The organism is Kibdelosporangium phytohabitans (assembly GCF_001302585.1).
Lineage (GTDB): Bacteria > Actinomycetota > Actinomycetes > Mycobacteriales > Pseudonocardiaceae > Kibdelosporangium > Kibdelosporangium phytohabitans.
Genome location: NZ_CP012752.1, coordinates 1,172,505 through 1,187,977 on the forward strand (window position 1 = coordinate 1,172,505; position 15,473 = coordinate 1,187,977).

At 64.6% G+C, this 15,473-nt stretch carries 14 protein-coding genes and 1 pseudogene; 14 read left to right on the forward strand and 1 reads right to left on the reverse strand.

Annotated features, from left to right (window positions below; translation table 11 throughout):
- The first annotated feature begins 8 nt into the window (after positions 1-8).
- From AOZ06_RS05265 to AOZ06_RS05310, 12 genes are all read left to right on the forward strand, one after another.
- Positions 9-713 (forward strand): hypothetical protein, encoded by a 705-nt coding sequence (locus AOZ06_RS05265; protein WP_157232848.1) that lies wholly within the window; start codon positions 9-11, stop codon positions 711-713.
- Positions 710-1,495, forward strand: coding sequence for an SAM-dependent methyltransferase (locus tag AOZ06_RS05270; RefSeq protein WP_054288389.1), 786 nt, complete (start codon positions 710-712; stop codon positions 1,493-1,495). The genes AOZ06_RS05265 and AOZ06_RS05270 overlap by 4 nt, the downstream gene beginning before the upstream one ends.
- Positions 1,492-4,107 (forward strand): helix-turn-helix domain-containing protein, encoded by a 2,616-nt coding sequence (locus tag AOZ06_RS05275; protein ID WP_054288390.1) that lies wholly within the window; start codon positions 1,492-1,494, stop codon positions 4,105-4,107. The genes AOZ06_RS05270 and AOZ06_RS05275 overlap by 4 nt, the downstream gene beginning before the upstream one ends.
- A 172-nt stretch (positions 4,108-4,279) precedes the next feature.
- A complete protein-coding gene (locus AOZ06_RS05280) occupies positions 4,280-5,449 on the forward strand; it encodes a tetratricopeptide repeat protein (RefSeq protein ID WP_157232849.1) in 1,170 nt (389 codons plus the stop codon).
- A 74-nt stretch (positions 5,450-5,523) separates the two neighbouring features.
- Complete coding sequence (locus tag AOZ06_RS05285; RefSeq protein WP_054288392.1) at positions 5,524-5,760, forward strand: hypothetical protein; 237 nt, start codon at positions 5,524-5,526, stop codon at positions 5,758-5,760.
- A 55-nt stretch (positions 5,761-5,815) separates the two neighbouring features.
- Positions 5,816-6,187 carry a hypothetical protein gene (locus tag AOZ06_RS05290; RefSeq protein ID WP_157232850.1) on the forward strand — a complete coding sequence of 124 codons (372 nt, stop codon included), beginning with the start codon at positions 5,816-5,818 and terminating at the stop codon, positions 6,185-6,187.
- 703 nt (positions 6,188-6,890) lie between these two features.
- Entirely contained in the window at positions 6,891-8,033 is a 1,143-nt protein-coding gene (locus tag AOZ06_RS05295; protein ID WP_054288394.1) for a methyltransferase domain-containing protein, read from the forward strand.
- A gap of 185 nt (positions 8,034-8,218) precedes the next feature.
- A complete protein-coding gene (locus tag AOZ06_RS05300; protein ID WP_157232852.1) occupies positions 8,219-9,169 on the forward strand; it encodes a tetratricopeptide repeat protein in 951 nt (316 codons plus the stop codon).
- 185 nt (positions 9,170-9,354) lie between these two features.
- A complete protein-coding gene (locus AOZ06_RS55895) occupies positions 9,355-9,522 on the forward strand; it encodes a hypothetical protein (RefSeq protein WP_157232853.1) in 168 nt (55 codons plus the stop codon).
- A 5-nt stretch (positions 9,523-9,527) separates the two neighbouring features.
- Entirely contained in the window at positions 9,528-9,692 is a 165-nt protein-coding gene (locus tag AOZ06_RS55900) for a hypothetical protein (RefSeq protein WP_157232854.1), read from the forward strand.
- A gap of 189 nt (positions 9,693-9,881) precedes the next feature.
- A complete protein-coding gene (locus AOZ06_RS05305; RefSeq protein ID WP_169798865.1) occupies positions 9,882-11,015 on the forward strand; it encodes a Fic family protein in 1,134 nt (377 codons plus the stop codon).
- A 102-nt stretch (positions 11,016-11,117) separates the two neighbouring features.
- A complete protein-coding gene (locus AOZ06_RS05310) occupies positions 11,118-11,693 on the forward strand; it encodes an SIS domain-containing protein (protein WP_054288397.1) in 576 nt (191 codons plus the stop codon).
- Between the two features lie 139 nt (positions 11,694-11,832).
- Here AOZ06_RS05310 and AOZ06_RS05315 read toward each other — a convergent pair.
- Positions 11,833-12,663, reverse strand: a pseudogene (locus AOZ06_RS05315) (sigma-70 family RNA polymerase sigma factor); the annotation flags it as partial.
- Positions 12,664-14,066: 1,403 nt separating this feature from the next.
- Between AOZ06_RS05315 and AOZ06_RS05320 the strand changes: the two are divergent.
- Positions 14,067-14,918 carry a DUF5753 domain-containing protein gene (locus AOZ06_RS05320; RefSeq protein WP_157232855.1) on the forward strand — a complete coding sequence of 284 codons (852 nt, stop codon included), beginning with the start codon at positions 14,067-14,069 and terminating at the stop codon, positions 14,916-14,918.
- A 17-nt stretch (positions 14,919-14,935) separates the two neighbouring features.
- Positions 14,936-15,298: a DUF397 domain-containing protein gene (locus AOZ06_RS52985; protein ID WP_063809971.1), complete on the forward strand. Its 363-nt coding sequence runs from the start codon at positions 14,936-14,938 to the stop codon at positions 15,296-15,298.
- Positions 15,299-15,473: the final 175 nt, after the last annotated feature.

The window sequence follows — 15,473 nt, forward strand, 5'->3', positions numbered from 1 at the left end:
TTCTGATCGTGGCCGACCGGGACTGCTCGCTCATCTCCAGCCCCGGCTACGCGCAGCACATGCGGCTGCCTGAGGGCCGATGGGTGCTGCACCGCCCAACAAGTCAGCCTGTGGCCACCGCGGTCGGAATCCGCAGCGTCACCGGCGTACTCGGGATATCCGTGCAATGCCGTGGACCGGTCAGGCCGCAGGACCGCATCGCTTTGATATTCGCCACACAGCTACGGGAGGTACACCCGCTGCGCGTCCGCGAGTTGCACCGGGCCGGAGCGGCGATTGTCAGTACCACCCCGGCCGTGCCCGCAGCGACGCGCGACATGGTGAGCCTGTTCCATTTGCGTCCTGTGGGCGCCCAGCACAGCACCACGATGATGTTGTGGGACTGGGTCGTGCGCACCGAAGCCGAGTACGCCTTCGGCGGAGCACTGCCGGACATGCGTTTCCTGACGCGGTACCTTCCAGATTTGATCGACGCTCACCGAGCGGTGATGGCTGGAACCCGTCCATACACTCCCGCTCTGGACGAGCTCGTCCATGCGCTGGGTGGGGGACAGCTGTCGGGTGCATTTGTGTTGTATCACCACGAGTTGCTGTTGGAAGTTCTCACCGAACTGCGCAGCGCTAGCAGCGTGTCCTCAGCGGACGGTGAATCGCGGTCGGTTGATCAGCCGACCGAACCGGCCCAGATCGGGCGGGCGGAGGCAGACCGATGACCAGTGCGGCAGACGACTATGACTTCCGCTGGGGTGATCCGTGTCCGGGCCGGATCATCAACTACTGGCAGGACGGCGCACTCCACAACGCCCACGATCGGCAGCTCGCGAGTGTGCTGATCCAGATGCACCCATTCGCCGCCGCCGCCGCAGCGGCGATCGGTCGCTACCTGGTAGCGACGCTTCGCCGGAACAGGGACCAGATTTACCAGCTTCTGGCTCTGGGCTGTGGTCTGCCCACCTGGGTATCGGAGGCGGGTCGGTGGGCCCGTGTGGTGTACGTCGAGCACCAGGATGTTCCCTACATCGATACGACTCGCTATCTCCTGGGCAGTTTCGGTCGCGTCCACCAGTTGCTGACGGTCGACAGACTCGACGTGCCGATGGAAATGTGGCACCCGGTGCTGTGGAAAACGTTCCGACCGTCCCGGCCGATCCTGGTGCTGTTGACGGGGCCATTCGCTTCTGTCGGCTACGGTCGAACCACCGCTGGGATGATCGACGCCCTGCGTGACACGCTGCCGGACGGCAGCGCCCTGGTCGTGGCCCTGCCCGCAGGTGATCACCTGCATGTCCGTTTGCTGCAGGCATGCGTGCCGCAATGGACTGATCCGTGGCGCCGGGATGAGGTTGAGCGGCTGCTGGCGCGGTTCGGTGACATCGACGCTCCCGGCGTGATGGAGCTCATGGGGCAGGCCGCACCGGACACCACCCTCGTGGGACGAACCGAAACCGTGGCGTACGCCGGAATCGCCTACATGACGCAAGGTGGGAACCGATGACCATCCACACCCTGAGCGCCAGCGACTGGGACATGACGGTCGCCGCTGTCCTCAGCAACATCCTGCACACGGCTCGCAAAGCGGCACGATTGACGCGACCCGACGTCGCGTCAGCTCTGGACGTGTCCCTCGACACGGTGGCTGCCTTCGAGAGCGGTGCGGAACTGCCGTCTCCGCAAAGGCTCGCGGCGGTCGCCGAACTCTATGGCACCACACCCAGCGCGCTCGCCGACGCCACAATCGCGCGGTTCGCCTCGGCCGGGGTACAGCTCGACACCACGACCGTTGACCTGGCGAAGTTGTCGAGGTCCACTGATCCCGCACTGAGTCACCCCAGATCCTGGGCGCAGCTCTGTCTGACTCTGCACCTCTACCGGGCGGAGAAGATCGTGCACGCCCAACTCGACACGAACATTGTCCGGGACCTACTGCACGTACGGACCACCCCGTCCCACGCACAGGGCCGCCGCACCGTCCTCGACAACCCACACCGCAGGGCGACCGTCCGTGATGCGCTAACCGAATTCCCAGATCTCATGCTCGGCGCCGCGGTGAGCACGGTCGGCTGCACGCGACGTACCACCACTGACGCCCTGGTCGGCCGGTACAGGACAGCCGGGGACGTCGACGGTCAGCGACGCCTGCATGACACGGGATACCTGGTAGCAGTCCCATGGCAACTGACGCCGCCACCCGCCGAGTTCAGCCACCGCATGACCGAGCTGGCCCAGCTCGACACCGCGCGGAGCACAGTCATACAGCTGACCGGCGACGCCGGTATTGGCAAATCAGCGCTGGCCCGACGATGGATCCATCAACAGACCGAGACCGGCCGGTTTGCCGATGGTCACCTTCACGCCGAGCTGACCGGACCGTCCGGGCAGCCCGTGTCGCCCACCGAAGTGCTCGACCGGTTTTTGCGCGCCCTTGGCGTGGCCGGGCACGACATTCCGGACACCACAACCGAACGCGCCGTGCTGTACCGGACACTGACCGCCGGGCGCGCAGTGGCGGTGCTGCTGGACGACGCCATGACCGCCGACCAGATCTCATACCTCGTCCCCTCGTCATCCGCTAGCAGGGTGATCGTCACCAGTCGACGGCCACTGATCGGACTGCACGCCGCTACCGTCATCCGTGTCCGGCCGCTCGACGAGAACAGCTCGTCGGACCTGCTTCGGCAGTATCTCGGTCCGGACGCCGGCGCGACCGAACAGGACATTGCGCGACTCGCGCCGTCCTTGGGCGGATCACCGTTGGCCCTGCGCATCGCGGCCGGACTGGTGACCTCCGGTGCTTGTTCTGGGTTGGCGTGGATCGACGCGCACCTGCGAAATGTCACGTCCCCGGTGTTCGTAGACGTCTCCGTGCCGAGTGCCGTGCGAGCCGTGCTCGACGTCGCATACCAGGCCCTGCCACCTCCCGCAGCCGACGTGTATCAATACGTCGGACGCACGCCTGGAACGGTCTGTTGCGCCGACCTTCTGGCCGTCGCGCTGGATACCAGCGCGGACGCGGCACGCGACGCGATCGACGTGCTGACCCGGGCAGGTCTCCTGACCGCGGTCGGCGAGGGGCACGTTCGACTGCGTCCCGTCGTGGGCACGCACGCGTTCGCCGTGGCCCAGCCATGGCGTTCACCGTCGACCCGGAAAGACGACTGGCTGCGCGCGATGCGGTGGCGCGTGTCCGCGGTGCACGTCGCGACCCGTGCGGTGCTGCCTCATCTACCGCTCATCACAGAGCCGGACCACCGCGGCGACCGATTCCTCCTTCCTCACGGACTGACCGATCGTGAAGTCGCACTGCGGTGGTTGGATACTTACCGCAACCAGATGCTGCGCTGGGCAGAGGCCGCGGAACAGAAGGAACAGTGGCACGCCGCGCTCCAGTTCGCCGACGCCCTCCATGCTGTGTATCTGTACTTTCACGACTACCGTGCCGCAGCGGACATTCACACGCTCGGCGTGCGCGCCACCCACGCCCTCCGTGCCCCCGACATCGAGTTCCAGATGCGCAAACGCAGGGCCCGCACGCTGATCCGGCTCGGTCACCTTGGTCCCGCCGACACCGAGATCGAACGTATGCGAGAAAGCGCCATCGGCCACGACCTGCGCTCCGCCGGCCTGCACCGAACCCGGGGCATGCTGCACGTCGCGGCCGGACTGCTTACTGAGGCATCTGCCTGTTTCGGAGACGCGTGGAACATGGTGCGGGATTTGCACCAGCCACGCACCGAAGGTGTGATCCTCACCCACCTGGCCGCCGTCATGGCCGACCTCGGAGAGCCAGTTGCTATCGAACACGCCGAACGTGCCACGTCACTTCTGACGCGGCTGCCTGTCCCGGATGAGATCGGGGTCGCACGAGCCCGCCTCGTGCTTGCATTGATCCACATCCACAATGGACCACAGAGCTCAGCGGTGGCCGAGCTGCGGTCAGCGATGACAGCGCTGGCTGCCTGTGGATCCGCCGCCGACATCGCCCGCGGCCACGACGCCGTCGCCGAACTCCGCACCGCCGAGGGCGACCACATGGCTGCCGCCGTGCACCGCGACACAGCTCACGCCCTGCGTACAGGTGGCGCCGTCGCGACGAGGTGGACCCCATGAGCCACACCATCCGACGTAGGGCGCACACCGGTGCCCTCCGATCAGCCGCTGTCGGCGCCGGAGGACGAACTCGACCAACGGGATCCGTGTCGTGACCAGCAACCGCGAACCCACCGTCGGCCTTGAGCACTTGGTGGCCTTGCACCCAGGTGCCGAGATCACCGCGGTGCCCTTGGCCGCCGCGACCCACCAGGCCCTCGACGAGGTCCGTCGCGGACTCGCCGACCTGGTGGCCCAGGGTCTGCTCCTGCCGATCGGTGTCGACCGGTACCACCGCATCCTGGATGGGCATGGCCTCTCCAAATACGTCACCACGGCACATCCGGTTCGCCGGGCGATGATTGCCTGGTATCTGACCCACGCCGCCGCCGCGGACGTGGCGATCAACCCACACTCGCGTCGGTACAGCCCGGTTTATCAGGGCCTCACAGCACATCCGTTCCCAACGGCCAGGGCGGCGCACACCTGGTGGGCACACGCGCAGAGCAATATCGTTGCCGCCCAGCAGGTTGCGTCCGACGAGGGTTGGGACGACCTGGTCTATCAGCTTGCCGAGGCCGTGTGGAATCCGCTCCGTGCGACATACTCCGACGACCTCGTGCACACCCTGCGGGTGGGTGTGCACGCCGCTCGCCGCAGTGCGCATCTGCTGGAAACAGTGTTCCACGCCCGCCTCGCCTACGCCGAGTCCGTTCGTCAGCGCCATGAGTCCGCGATCGCCGCAGCGACCCACGCTGTTCATCAGGCCAGTACGTGTGGCGACAGCGGTGTCCAGGCGATGGCGCTGTCCGCCCGCGCTCACGCGCACCTCGCTGCGGGACAATCCGATCCGGCGTTGGCCGATCTCACTGCCGCGCTGCCCCTTGAGCAGAAATCCGGCAGCACACGGCGGATGGCACTGTGGCGGCGCCGGATGGGCCGAGTGTATACCGCGACCGGCGACTACAACCTGGCGATCCAGCACCTGCACGAGGCGGCACGACTGCTCGACGGCACCGGCGACCACCTGACGCACGCCCGGACGCTCACCCATCTGGCCGAGACTCGCCTCCGCACTGGACAACCGATACAAGCACTGATCGCCCTACGCCTCATCAAGAGCACAGCGATATCGGACGCGACACCCCGCTACCGCGTGCACGCGCTGACGATCGAAGGACAGGCCCACGCCCAGCGCGGCGACACCACCCTCGCCGACCACGCCTATTCCCAAGCGATCGCGCTCTGCGACCTGCACCTGCCCGAATCCACCCGCGACCGCACACACGTGCACCATCTGCGTGATCAACAGGCCGGTACCTCTCGCCCCCGCTGGCCTGCCGACGACCTCACCCTCCAGTAGCCCCAAACCTTGACCCGCACACCGCTGCCCTCTCTCCATACAGAGCACAAGCACCTGCACGAAAGGAACACGCCATGGATGGAACCATCATCGCCGTGTACGTCGCGATCGCCATACTCTCCGCCGTGACCCTGCGCGAGGCGATCCTGCCGCTGCTGCGATCTCGTCCTCGCCGAGCGACCGCGGTCGCCGTGACCGTCGCCATCCTGTGGCCGGCGTCCCCCGTGTTGCTGATAGCCACCTATATTCCGGATGGACCAGACATGCTCAGCCGCATCGTGCTCGGATCCACGAGTCACCGCGCCACGTGACGGTCCACCAAGGTGTGCGGTCACCGCGACACAGGCCGCTGGCGGCTCCGAAAGCATGCTGGACAGCCCTTTGACGATCCCGGCACCGTCGCCAGCACCGCTGCATCGAGGAACGATCGCCGACCGCAACACCATCTACAGCGGACGACAAACCTACGAAAGGAACCAGTTTCCCATGCCTCCAAGCTTCACCATCACCTACATTGTGATCGGCGGTTACCTCGGCGCCGTCGTGTCGGCGGCCACACGCGGTAAGTGGACTTCAGGATCAAAGTGGTCGGAAGTCGGACAGCCCGTAGCGGTCACCATGGCGTGCGCGATGCTCTGGCCAGGCATGGTCATCCTGCTATTCATTAGTCACTTTCCAGCAGGGCGTGCCGTGCTGGATCGCATCCTGTTCGGCCCCGGTGCCCGCGACAATGAGTAGGCGAAGAACATCGATGGCGGTCAAACGGCACGCCGTGCTGCGAGTACTGCACGCTCATCCCGACGCGGCACTCTGTGGCTGGCATATCCACGCTCTCACAGGATGGCTGCCGCCCAGTACCTACCCGGTTCTCCTCAAGCTTCAATACCAAGGACTGGTGCGTGCGCACTGGGGGACTCGCCATACGGACGAGCCGTGCCGGCCGCGGACTCGCTACTACCGCATCACCACGGCTGGGATCGCCCACGTAGGCGCAGTTGCTGGCACCCGCTCAGTGCCCCGACGGCGCTGGTTGATCGCGGGCGCCGCTCGGCTCCGATGGTCACGTCGCAACAGGAAGGCGATGTCCACTGCCGCACGCGGCCCTGATGTCGCCCCGTGGCGAGTTCCACCGTGCGCGGCCTGCCCGCGTCATCTTGTCCAGGACATGCAGCCGGAACCTCCTAGACGCCTACGATCTCGCCGGACAAGATCACGTTTCGAACGTTCGACGTGTGCTGACGCGGAGGGTACGCCCGGTCGTGATGCAACGCGCGGCGCGCAGGTGTGTCAATACGAAGTCCACTGAGTGCGACGTCGCTTTCACCTCAGGGCACGGTGATGGAGCTGGTGACGTTCGCATCAGCCCATACAGTAGCGCGACGATCAGGATTGGTGCCCTTTTCCGTGATGGCGTCGTCCTTACCGTTGACAGAGGTTCACAATGGACTCCGCAGGCTTTCAACCAGACGTCCTCATTCAGAACGTGACGTCCGCAGGTCCGCTTCCGGATGGGTTTGCCACGTTGTTGCGCACCGTTGATCGCGCGACGTATCTGCCTGACAGAGTTTGGGTTGACGGCCAGCCGGTGGACCGACAGGCCGACGTGCAGCGGTGGGCTACGGCCGTCTGCCAGGACTGTCTCATCGTGACCCAGTTCGACGGTGGCGAAGAAGAATGGCCAACCATAGGGGAAACGGTCACCAGCGCATCCCCGCGGCCATCGGCCCTTGGGGCGATGCTGCATGCGTTGGATGTCGACTCTGGGCACCGCGTGCTGGAGATCGGCACCAGAACCGGTTGGTCCACAGCCATGATCGCTGAACGCGTCGGATCCCGAGGTGAGGTCGTCACTGTTGAGGCCGATCCCGTGTTGCACGCCGACAGCGCAACTCGGCTTGGCCACTACGGCCAGATCCGCTGTGTGCGCGGAGATGGTGGAGCGGCGGCTCCCAGTTACGGCGACTTCGACCGGATAGTCACCACGGTCGCGGTGCCACTGCGGGGTTCCTCGCCCGAATGGGTATCGCGGTGCCGGGCCGGTGGCGTGATCGTCGCCCCCATCGACGTCGGTCTGGGAATTAGCCTCGTCGTGCGCTTCGTCGTCGATCCGCACGGCAGGGCACTGGGCCGTGTGCTCCCCATCGCCGCGTCCGACCTCGGACACAATCGGTTCGGCCCCGACGCCGATCCAGATCCTCGCATCGACGAGACATTCATCGACCTCGACCAGCGTGAAGGATTCGCCGAGAGCGATCCGGTGCACGCCTGGGATGATCCCGGGTGCCGGTTGGCCATGGCGATCGCCATGCCCTCCGTGATCGGTGGCATGGACCCACCGGGAGCTACACGGCCGTACGCCCGTGTCTGGCTCCACGACCCGGTGTCCGGCGCTGCCGCGATCGTCCGGCACGTAAAGGGCACCGCAGATCGTTACTGGGCCCACCAGCACGGACTGCGCCGGCTCTGGGATGAGGCAGAGACGGCTATCACCTGGTGGCGGGGACAACGTAGTCCACGTGTCAGCGACTGGCTGTGGACTCTGGAACATCACGCTGTCCGTGCGGCACCGGACGCTACTCGATGACACCGTGCCCGCCGACGATCCATCCCCAACCCGCCGCTGCCCCGGTGGTCCCGAACACCCCACCTCCTCCTACACAAGCTCAGCAACGACCAGACAAGCCCAGCGCGAGCTATGTCCGGTGTCACCGGCTGTGACCTTCCTGGGCCGTGGTGACACACCGTCGATATTCAGTGAGGAGAGGTACCGTGATCAGAGAGTCCAGGCATGCAGTGTCGGTTCTTCTGGGGGACGCGCTCCACGTGCGGCGTGCTCTCGGCCAGGCCCCTGACGACGATGAGTACAGTCCAGAGAACCTGATCGGCTCGCCGTTTTCTACCGTCGAGGATGTCGTGGAATGGTTCAACGACAACCGGCGACAGATCCTCGCAACCGTCCAGGATGCAGTGGCCAACGGCGAGCCCGAGACGGCGGCACAACTGTTGGTGCGGATCTGGCCGATCGTTCCCACAACAACAGACGCGGTGTGGTGTGCCGCGTTGCGCGACTGTGGGCAGAGGTCGGCTGTTAGTTTGCCGAGTTCTCGCGTGATGGCAGCGGTTTTCCGCAAGAGCGCTGCCTTTTTCCTCGCCTGCGGCGATCACCGCGTCGCGGAAACCGAGGCCATGCGCGAGTTGGCGATCTGGCGGCGACTGGATGACCCCGACGGACACGTGAGGGCTTTGAACTCACTGTCCCGAATTTTCCAGGCGCGGGGACGGCTTCACCGCGTGATCGACTGCGCTGCCCGCCGGCTGGCCATACACGTGCGTCATCACCGGCCTTTGGACGTTGCCCACGATCTGCGGCACTTGGGGGCGGTGATGCTGCAGGCGCACCGTCCGGACACCGCCGTGGACTATCTGACTCGGGCGCTGGACGCGTTCGACGAGCTGCCGGAGACCACAGCCCGGCAGCACGCCGAGCTGCGGGTGCTTCTGGGACGCTCCTTGTGGCTGTCTGGCTCGCACTCGCGGGCGCGCAGGCAGTTCAGTGATGCGCTGCAGATCGTTTTCGACGAGGACGAGGCCGCAGCGGACCGAATCCGCGAACTGCTCGCTACGGCCGTGAACGCGACGTTGCCGGAAATCGATCACGAAACCGAGGTCGACGAAGTCTGGGACGAGCCTGACGGCGGAACCCACCGCGACTCACCCTAAGCCGTGCCCGGAGGAACATATCCGTTCGCGGCGTGTCCGAGCTCTGCTCAACCATCGCACGAGCCATGACTGCACCCGGCGTCAAGCCCCGCAACCACACCTTGCACGAAACGAAAGCCCGCCGCTTCGTCGCTGGCCCGTGACGACGGCGTGATGCCCACGAACCTCGAGGACACCCGAATCGCATGACCGGATCCGAGCCCGAGCAATGGATGAAGGACGCCGCGTCGCTGGCCGAGGACGCATGGGACGACGACGATCCAGCCGCATACCGCCGGATCATGCGACTGGCTACCCAGCGAGCCGACCGGGAAGGCGACGCCGCCCGCGCCGAACGCGAGAACAGGCAGTAGTCCACATGGACAGCGAGACGAACCCAACCGCGTGGATCAAACCCGCAGCCGAGCTTGCCGCCGAAGCGGCCATAAACCGGGATTGGGCCCTTCACGAGCGGATCGTGAAGGCGGGCAACGAGCGTGCACAGCGGGAAGCCCAGGAGCTGAGGAAGCAGAAGGGCACGTGACGCGGATGCATCGACGGGACACGGCGACGCAAGCCACCGCCAATGACCGAGTAACCCAGGTGTGCCGGTACGGCACATGCGAGCCAACCGAAGAAACCAAGGTCCCACCAGCATGAGCACGTGAGCCACACGTGACTGATTGGCAGCCTGACTCCGACGACGACTGGTACGAGCATGCACATTCCACCCATGCCCGAGGGACATTGGGCACCGGTTCCCGACATCCCCGGTGTTCCTGTAGATCTGCGTCGTGAAGGCGCCTTCGTGCCACCGCCCTTGCCCACGAATCTTCTCCTGCCGCCGACGACCTACCGCCTCGTGGCTGAGGCCGAGCACGCACTCGGCAAATTAGACGCCACAGCGACACTGCTTCCCACAGAACGCAGCCTGGTGCGCTGCACCCAACTGCGTGATGCCCAGAGCTCAGCCAGCCTCGACGGACTTCACCTTGGCCTTGAGGAGATACTGGTCGCGGACCTATGGGCCTCGCAAGGATCTGTGAAACGCCCCGACCTGCTTCCCCGGGTGACGCCCTACCTACGGACTTACCATCACGGCATCCGCCGCATCCGAGCTGGCGCACCCGTCGACGCGGCCCTGATGATCGAGCTCAGCGCCATCATGACAGGACAGACCGACCGGGCAATCGTCGACACCCTGCGCAGCGGGCCTAGTCTGCTGGGCGACGAGCTCACCGGGCCGTACTTGGTCACCGCGGTCGGGCCACACCTGCTCGACGGGCTGGAGCAGCTGTCGAACTGGGCCGGCGGCGACCACGGCCAGCCCAGAGTCGCCCACCTCGCGATCACCCACTACCAACTGGAAGTACTCGCCCCCTTCCCCGCAACGGTCAACGCGCACATGGCCCGCGAATCAACCATGCTGCACCTGATACGCCAAGGCTTACTGCACGACCAGATACTGCCCTTGTCGGTCTGGTTCGATAGCACCCGAGACGAGTACCACAGGCAGATCCGTACGGTGGTCGACACCGGCCTGATCCACCCATGGATCGAATACGTCGCCACCGCCATCCGCGACCAGGCCAACGCGCAACTCACCCTGATCAGCGGACTGAATGATCTTGCCGACGAGTTCGCCAACACGGCAACGATGTCGCACACAACTCGTCAAGTTCTCATTGACCTGATCGGATACCCAGTGATCAACCACCGGGCGATCCAAGAGCGGTACAAGGTGACGGCGAGGTCTGCCAGCAACGTGACCCGCCGCCTGATCGAGCTGAACATCCTCACGACCTGGGAGACCCCGCAGTACAACCAGGCCTTCCTCTGCGAACCCGTGCTCAACCTGCTTACCTGAACGGGGATACCAGATCTGACAACCAATGCGATCACATACTGGCCGCAGACCCAGCCACGACTCGACACAACATCCCTGCCCTCATGATGGAGATTCATGCCGATGACGACGTCCAACGAGCTGTCATGTCCTATGTCGACAGCGACAGCCGCTGCCGAGAAAGTGTTGCGCGCAAGCCGCAACGCTATCAGCGACATACAAGTGGACCCGGCATTCCTCAAGGTGGTCGCGCTCATCGCCGACGGCGGGGGCACGGTGATCACCACGGGTGTGGGTACGTCGGGAGACCTGGCCAGCGGAGGAGCGAACCTCCTCGCCAGTCACGAGATTCCCGCTCGCTTCATCCACGCCACCGACGCCGCACACGGTCTACTGGGTGCTATCACTGCCCGGGATATCCTTATCGCCGTCTCCGAGAGTGGATGCACACCCGAGGTCGTCGATTTCGCCGTCAAAGCGCAAGAACGTGCCTCGCGTGTAGTAGTCCTGACGTCCACCCCTCGCAGTGCGCTGTCCCACCCCGACCGCATCGAGATCGTTCTACCAGTACCACTAGAGGCCTTCCCGAAGGCATCCTGCGCCGCCCGCAGCGCGTGGTTCAGCGCACTCACCGCGGCCACCGCCGCACACCGCCGGGAACATTCCGACCGTGACAATCGAAGGAGCCTTCCTCAGTGACCTAAGTGCACGTGAGCAACCGCTCGAACGCGAGATTGAACACCGGCACACCGAACCCTTTCGATGGTTGAGAGCGTCAGATGGCCTGTCAGACAAGCGATCACATTCGCAGCCGGTGAGGAGGTTGATCCGCCATTCACCGCATGCCGCTGTTGACATCGGCCAGTTCGGCGGCGAGCGCCCGGCAGCGTTCGCACTCCTCGAGGTGGGCCTCGACCTGTGCGGTCTCGCGTTTGGACAGACCGTCGCGGGTCCACGCGCCGAGTCGTTCCGCGGTGGCCTTGCAGCGTTCGCTCGTCGATTCCGCCAGGTGCACCTGCAGGTATGCCTGACGCAGGCCTTCCCGGGCCCGGTAGGCGAGCGCGCTCACGCCGTTGGGCGTCAGGCCGAGGATGGGCGCAACCTCAACAGGCGACAGGCCTTCGACCGTCGTGTGCCACAGCACGGCCTGCCAGCGCTCCGGTAGTCGCGCGAACGCCCGCGCGGCGAGCGAGCGTTCCAGGCCCGCTACGGCCGTGTCGGAGAACGGGACAGCCGCGTCGGCCCCGGACACGGTGGTGACGTCGTCGGAGAGCTCGACGCGCTTGTCACGGCGGGTTTTGTCGTAGGCGGTGTGGCGCAACGCAGTGAGCAGATAGGCTCGGAAAGCGGAATCGGGGCCACGCCGGGCTTGCGGCTTGTCTGCCTCTTTGGCCGTGCTCGTCTTCTTACCAGTCCACAGGGTGTTCATTACCTTGGCGAACGCCTCGGACACCAAGTCGTCGGCGTCGGCTTGGTGACGGGTCAGCTGGCGGGCGAGGTTGTACGCGGCTCCGACATGCCGTTCGTAGAGCTGTCCAAAGGCCGCGGCAGTGCCCTTGCGCACCGAGTCAATTAGTTCAGCGTCAGACCCAGGCTCTATCGTTGCGGCAACCCTGTGGGCTGAATTCGACGTCAGGTGGCCAAGGTCCTCAGATCCCCGATACGACATAGGCGTTCTGGTTGGCGGTCGACTCGGGGCGGGGCGGGTACGGTTCTGCCGCTTGGTAGTCCGCTGAGTTTGTTGTTCGTTCACGAGTTCTGTTGGCATGTGCTGTCCTGTGTGGTGACGGTGGCGAGTGGATCGATGTCTCCGGTGGACCGCGTTGAATTGATCAGTGGTGTTGTGGCATTGCGGTGGCCCACCACGCTTTGACTGTTGGTGCGCATGCTTTAAACGCACCGTTCTGCGGTTGTCCAGTAGGGCGATCGTTGGCACCGACGTGCAGAACCGTGCTGGACAGTGCCGTTGTTCGTGGTAGTAACGGATGCGGTCATCATCGATGGCGCTTCTGCAGTGATTCCAGCACTTCGGCGGTGTCGATCGCCGCGACGATTGGCTTGCCTGGCGCTTTTCGCGGTTTCAGCTGTGCCCTATCAGAGCCTGCATACAGGGATCAGCTGGGCCAGAAGCTTGGGCGCGATTGTCCGTGCAGACCGTGATCGTCTGGAGCATTGGCGTGTTGGAAATCGCCGGACGTCGAGGGATGTCCGGGCATGTCATGGATCCCGCAGTGGCGAAGAACGCCGGGTCCACTCGACCAGTTCCCGGTCGTCCACGGTGTCCCCGAGTAGCCACTCAGCGGCAACAAGCGCAGGCACGCGGTGACACCACAGCACAAGACCTGTGCAACGCGGGCGTCCCAGTGGCGGCCCGCCGCTGATACGCGCCAGTGTGAAATCACCTATGTCTGGAATGGACACTACATCGGTGTACTGGCCGAGGCGTCGTACGAGTGAGTTCTCAACCCCGCCAAGCCCGATCGACGGCTGGAGACTCCACTTTCCACTGCGCAGAACATGATCAATAGCCGAGTCAACAGGGTCTTGTCCGGCATCCCACATCGTGTTGGATGCTCCTTGAAGGTGACGGCGAATACCCTCAGCGAGGGGGTCATTCGACCAGTCAGGTTGCTGCGGCGTGCTCATGGCATGGCCTGCTCCCGATAGGGGGAGCCATCATGGTGGTTCTGAGTAGACAGTCTGTTGTCGATGGTTGTACCCAGCTCGTTCGTGTCTGTCGCAGGAATGCTCCGCACCTGGCCCAGCTGGTCCATCTCTACTCCCGTCGGCCGGTAGATGGCGGAGCAGGCCAGTGCCGTTACTTTCCGGGTCGAACGAGGCGCGCTCCATCTCGCGACCCGGCGGACAGGGCGCTAGCGACCGGTCGTGCACGTCGCGGGCCGCTGAGGGTCAACCGCTAGGTCGGCTACGGTTCAACGAACCGTACAGTTAGATCGTACGTAAAAATTTACGTAGGTCTATACACCAATCGTGTGCTGTCGCTGTACGCGGGCTGTAACCAGTGCAGACTGATACCTGCAGGAGCGTCGACTCATGGAGAGGACGGCAAAGGTGGCGGACCGCGACGATCCCTCGGCCGTGCGGTGGCTGGTCGGTGTCGAACTGGTCGCGTTTCGCGAGCGAGCAGGTGTAAGGATCGCCGCGGCCGCGCGAGCGATCGGATGCTCGCCCGGCAAGATCCACCATATGGAAAGTGGTCGCAACCAGCAGCAACCCTCCGAAGTCCGCGCGTTGATGACGTTCTATGGTGCAGACCAGGCAGATATTGATCGACTCGCATCGCTAGCGGGACGTGCAGGCGAACAGACATGGTGGGCGCCATGGACTGACGTCGTCCCCGACTGGTTGCGCACCTTCGTCGGCCTGGAAGGCCTCGCCAGCCACGCCTGCTGGTACTCACCCATGGTGCTCCCGGCCCTCCTGCAGACCGAGGGGTACGCCCTCGGAGTCACTGCGGGCCATGGTCGAGTCCCGCCGGACCACAACGAGCGCAAGGTCAAACTGAGACTGGAACGGCAACGGCGCCTGTTCGATGAGGGAAACCCGCTGCGCCTCACCGCAGTCCTCGAGGAGGTGGTCCTCGACCGGCCGATCGGTAGTCCGGAGGTGATGCAAGCCCAGCTCAAGCACTTGATCAAAGTATCTAAGCGGGACAACGTCGAGATGCTGGTACTACCCACTCGCATCGGACGTCACGATGCCCTGGCAGGTCCGTTCATCGCACTCGACTTCGTGGACGCGCTGTCGATCGTGTACCTCGAGCACGTTGATGGCGCCGTGTACGTGGGCAACCAAGATCAGGTAGCCGGGTATACTCGCACCATTGAACGCCTGCGCGAAGTCGCACTGTCACCTGCGGCGACCCGCGACGCGATCCAATCGCGCCTGGTCACAGCTGCCTGACGACCTCGGAGGTAACCATGTCCACTCCTAAACGTCGCGCCGGGTGGCGCAAGTCAACCTACAGTGATCAAGGCAATGGCTGCGTCGAGGTTGACTTCACGAGCGATGGCGTTGAGATCCGCCACTCGAAGATCCCCGACAGTCCTGTCATCCGCTTTACCGAGGCACACTGGTCGCTGTGGCTCGACGAAGTGATCAACGGCGACTTCACCAACTCCAACGGCGCAGTCATCGTAACTACCCAGCCCAACGCCTGGACCGTCCATGACCCGGCGACTGCTGTCACGTTAGTGTACGACCGAAGTGAGTGGTGGTCCTTCGAACGTGGTGTGCGAGATGGAGAGTTCGACCCCAAGACCGCTGTCACCGCGCTGTCCTAATCATCAGCGGTCTTCTCGTCACGCATGCACCCACCGAACACCATCTCGATCGCCGTCAGCACCCACACCACCAGACGGCGGTACATATGAGCCGCCAGCCCGCGGTTGCAGCGCCCGCGACATGCCAATCCACCGGACCCTGGGTTGGATGACCATAAGGCGGCAACGTTGGCAC

Coding starts and splice junctions, on each gene's coding strand:
- AOZ06_RS05270 (WP_054288389.1), top strand. CDS start 710: ATGACCAGTGCGGCAGACGACTATGACTTCCGCTGGGGTGATCCGTGT.
- AOZ06_RS05275 (WP_054288390.1), top strand. CDS start 1,492: ATGACCATCCACACCCTGAGCGCCAGCGACTGGGACATGACGGTCGCC.
- AOZ06_RS05285 (WP_054288392.1), top strand. CDS start 5,524: ATGGATGGAACCATCATCGCCGTGTACGTCGCGATCGCCATACTCTCC.
- AOZ06_RS05290 (WP_157232850.1), top strand. CDS start 5,816: ATGCTGGACAGCCCTTTGACGATCCCGGCACCGTCGCCAGCACCGCTG.
- AOZ06_RS05295 (WP_054288394.1), top strand. CDS start 6,891: ATGGACTCCGCAGGCTTTCAACCAGACGTCCTCATTCAGAACGTGACG.
- AOZ06_RS55895 (WP_157232853.1), top strand. CDS start 9,355: ATGACCGGATCCGAGCCCGAGCAATGGATGAAGGACGCCGCGTCGCTG.
- AOZ06_RS55900 (WP_157232854.1), top strand. CDS start 9,528: ATGGACAGCGAGACGAACCCAACCGCGTGGATCAAACCCGCAGCCGAG.
- AOZ06_RS05305 (WP_169798865.1), top strand. CDS start 9,882: ATGCCCGAGGGACATTGGGCACCGGTTCCCGACATCCCCGGTGTTCCT.
- AOZ06_RS05310 (WP_054288397.1), top strand. CDS start 11,118: ATGACGACGTCCAACGAGCTGTCATGTCCTATGTCGACAGCGACAGCC.
- AOZ06_RS52985 (WP_063809971.1), top strand. CDS start 14,936: ATGTCCACTCCTAAACGTCGCGCCGGGTGGCGCAAGTCAACCTACAGT.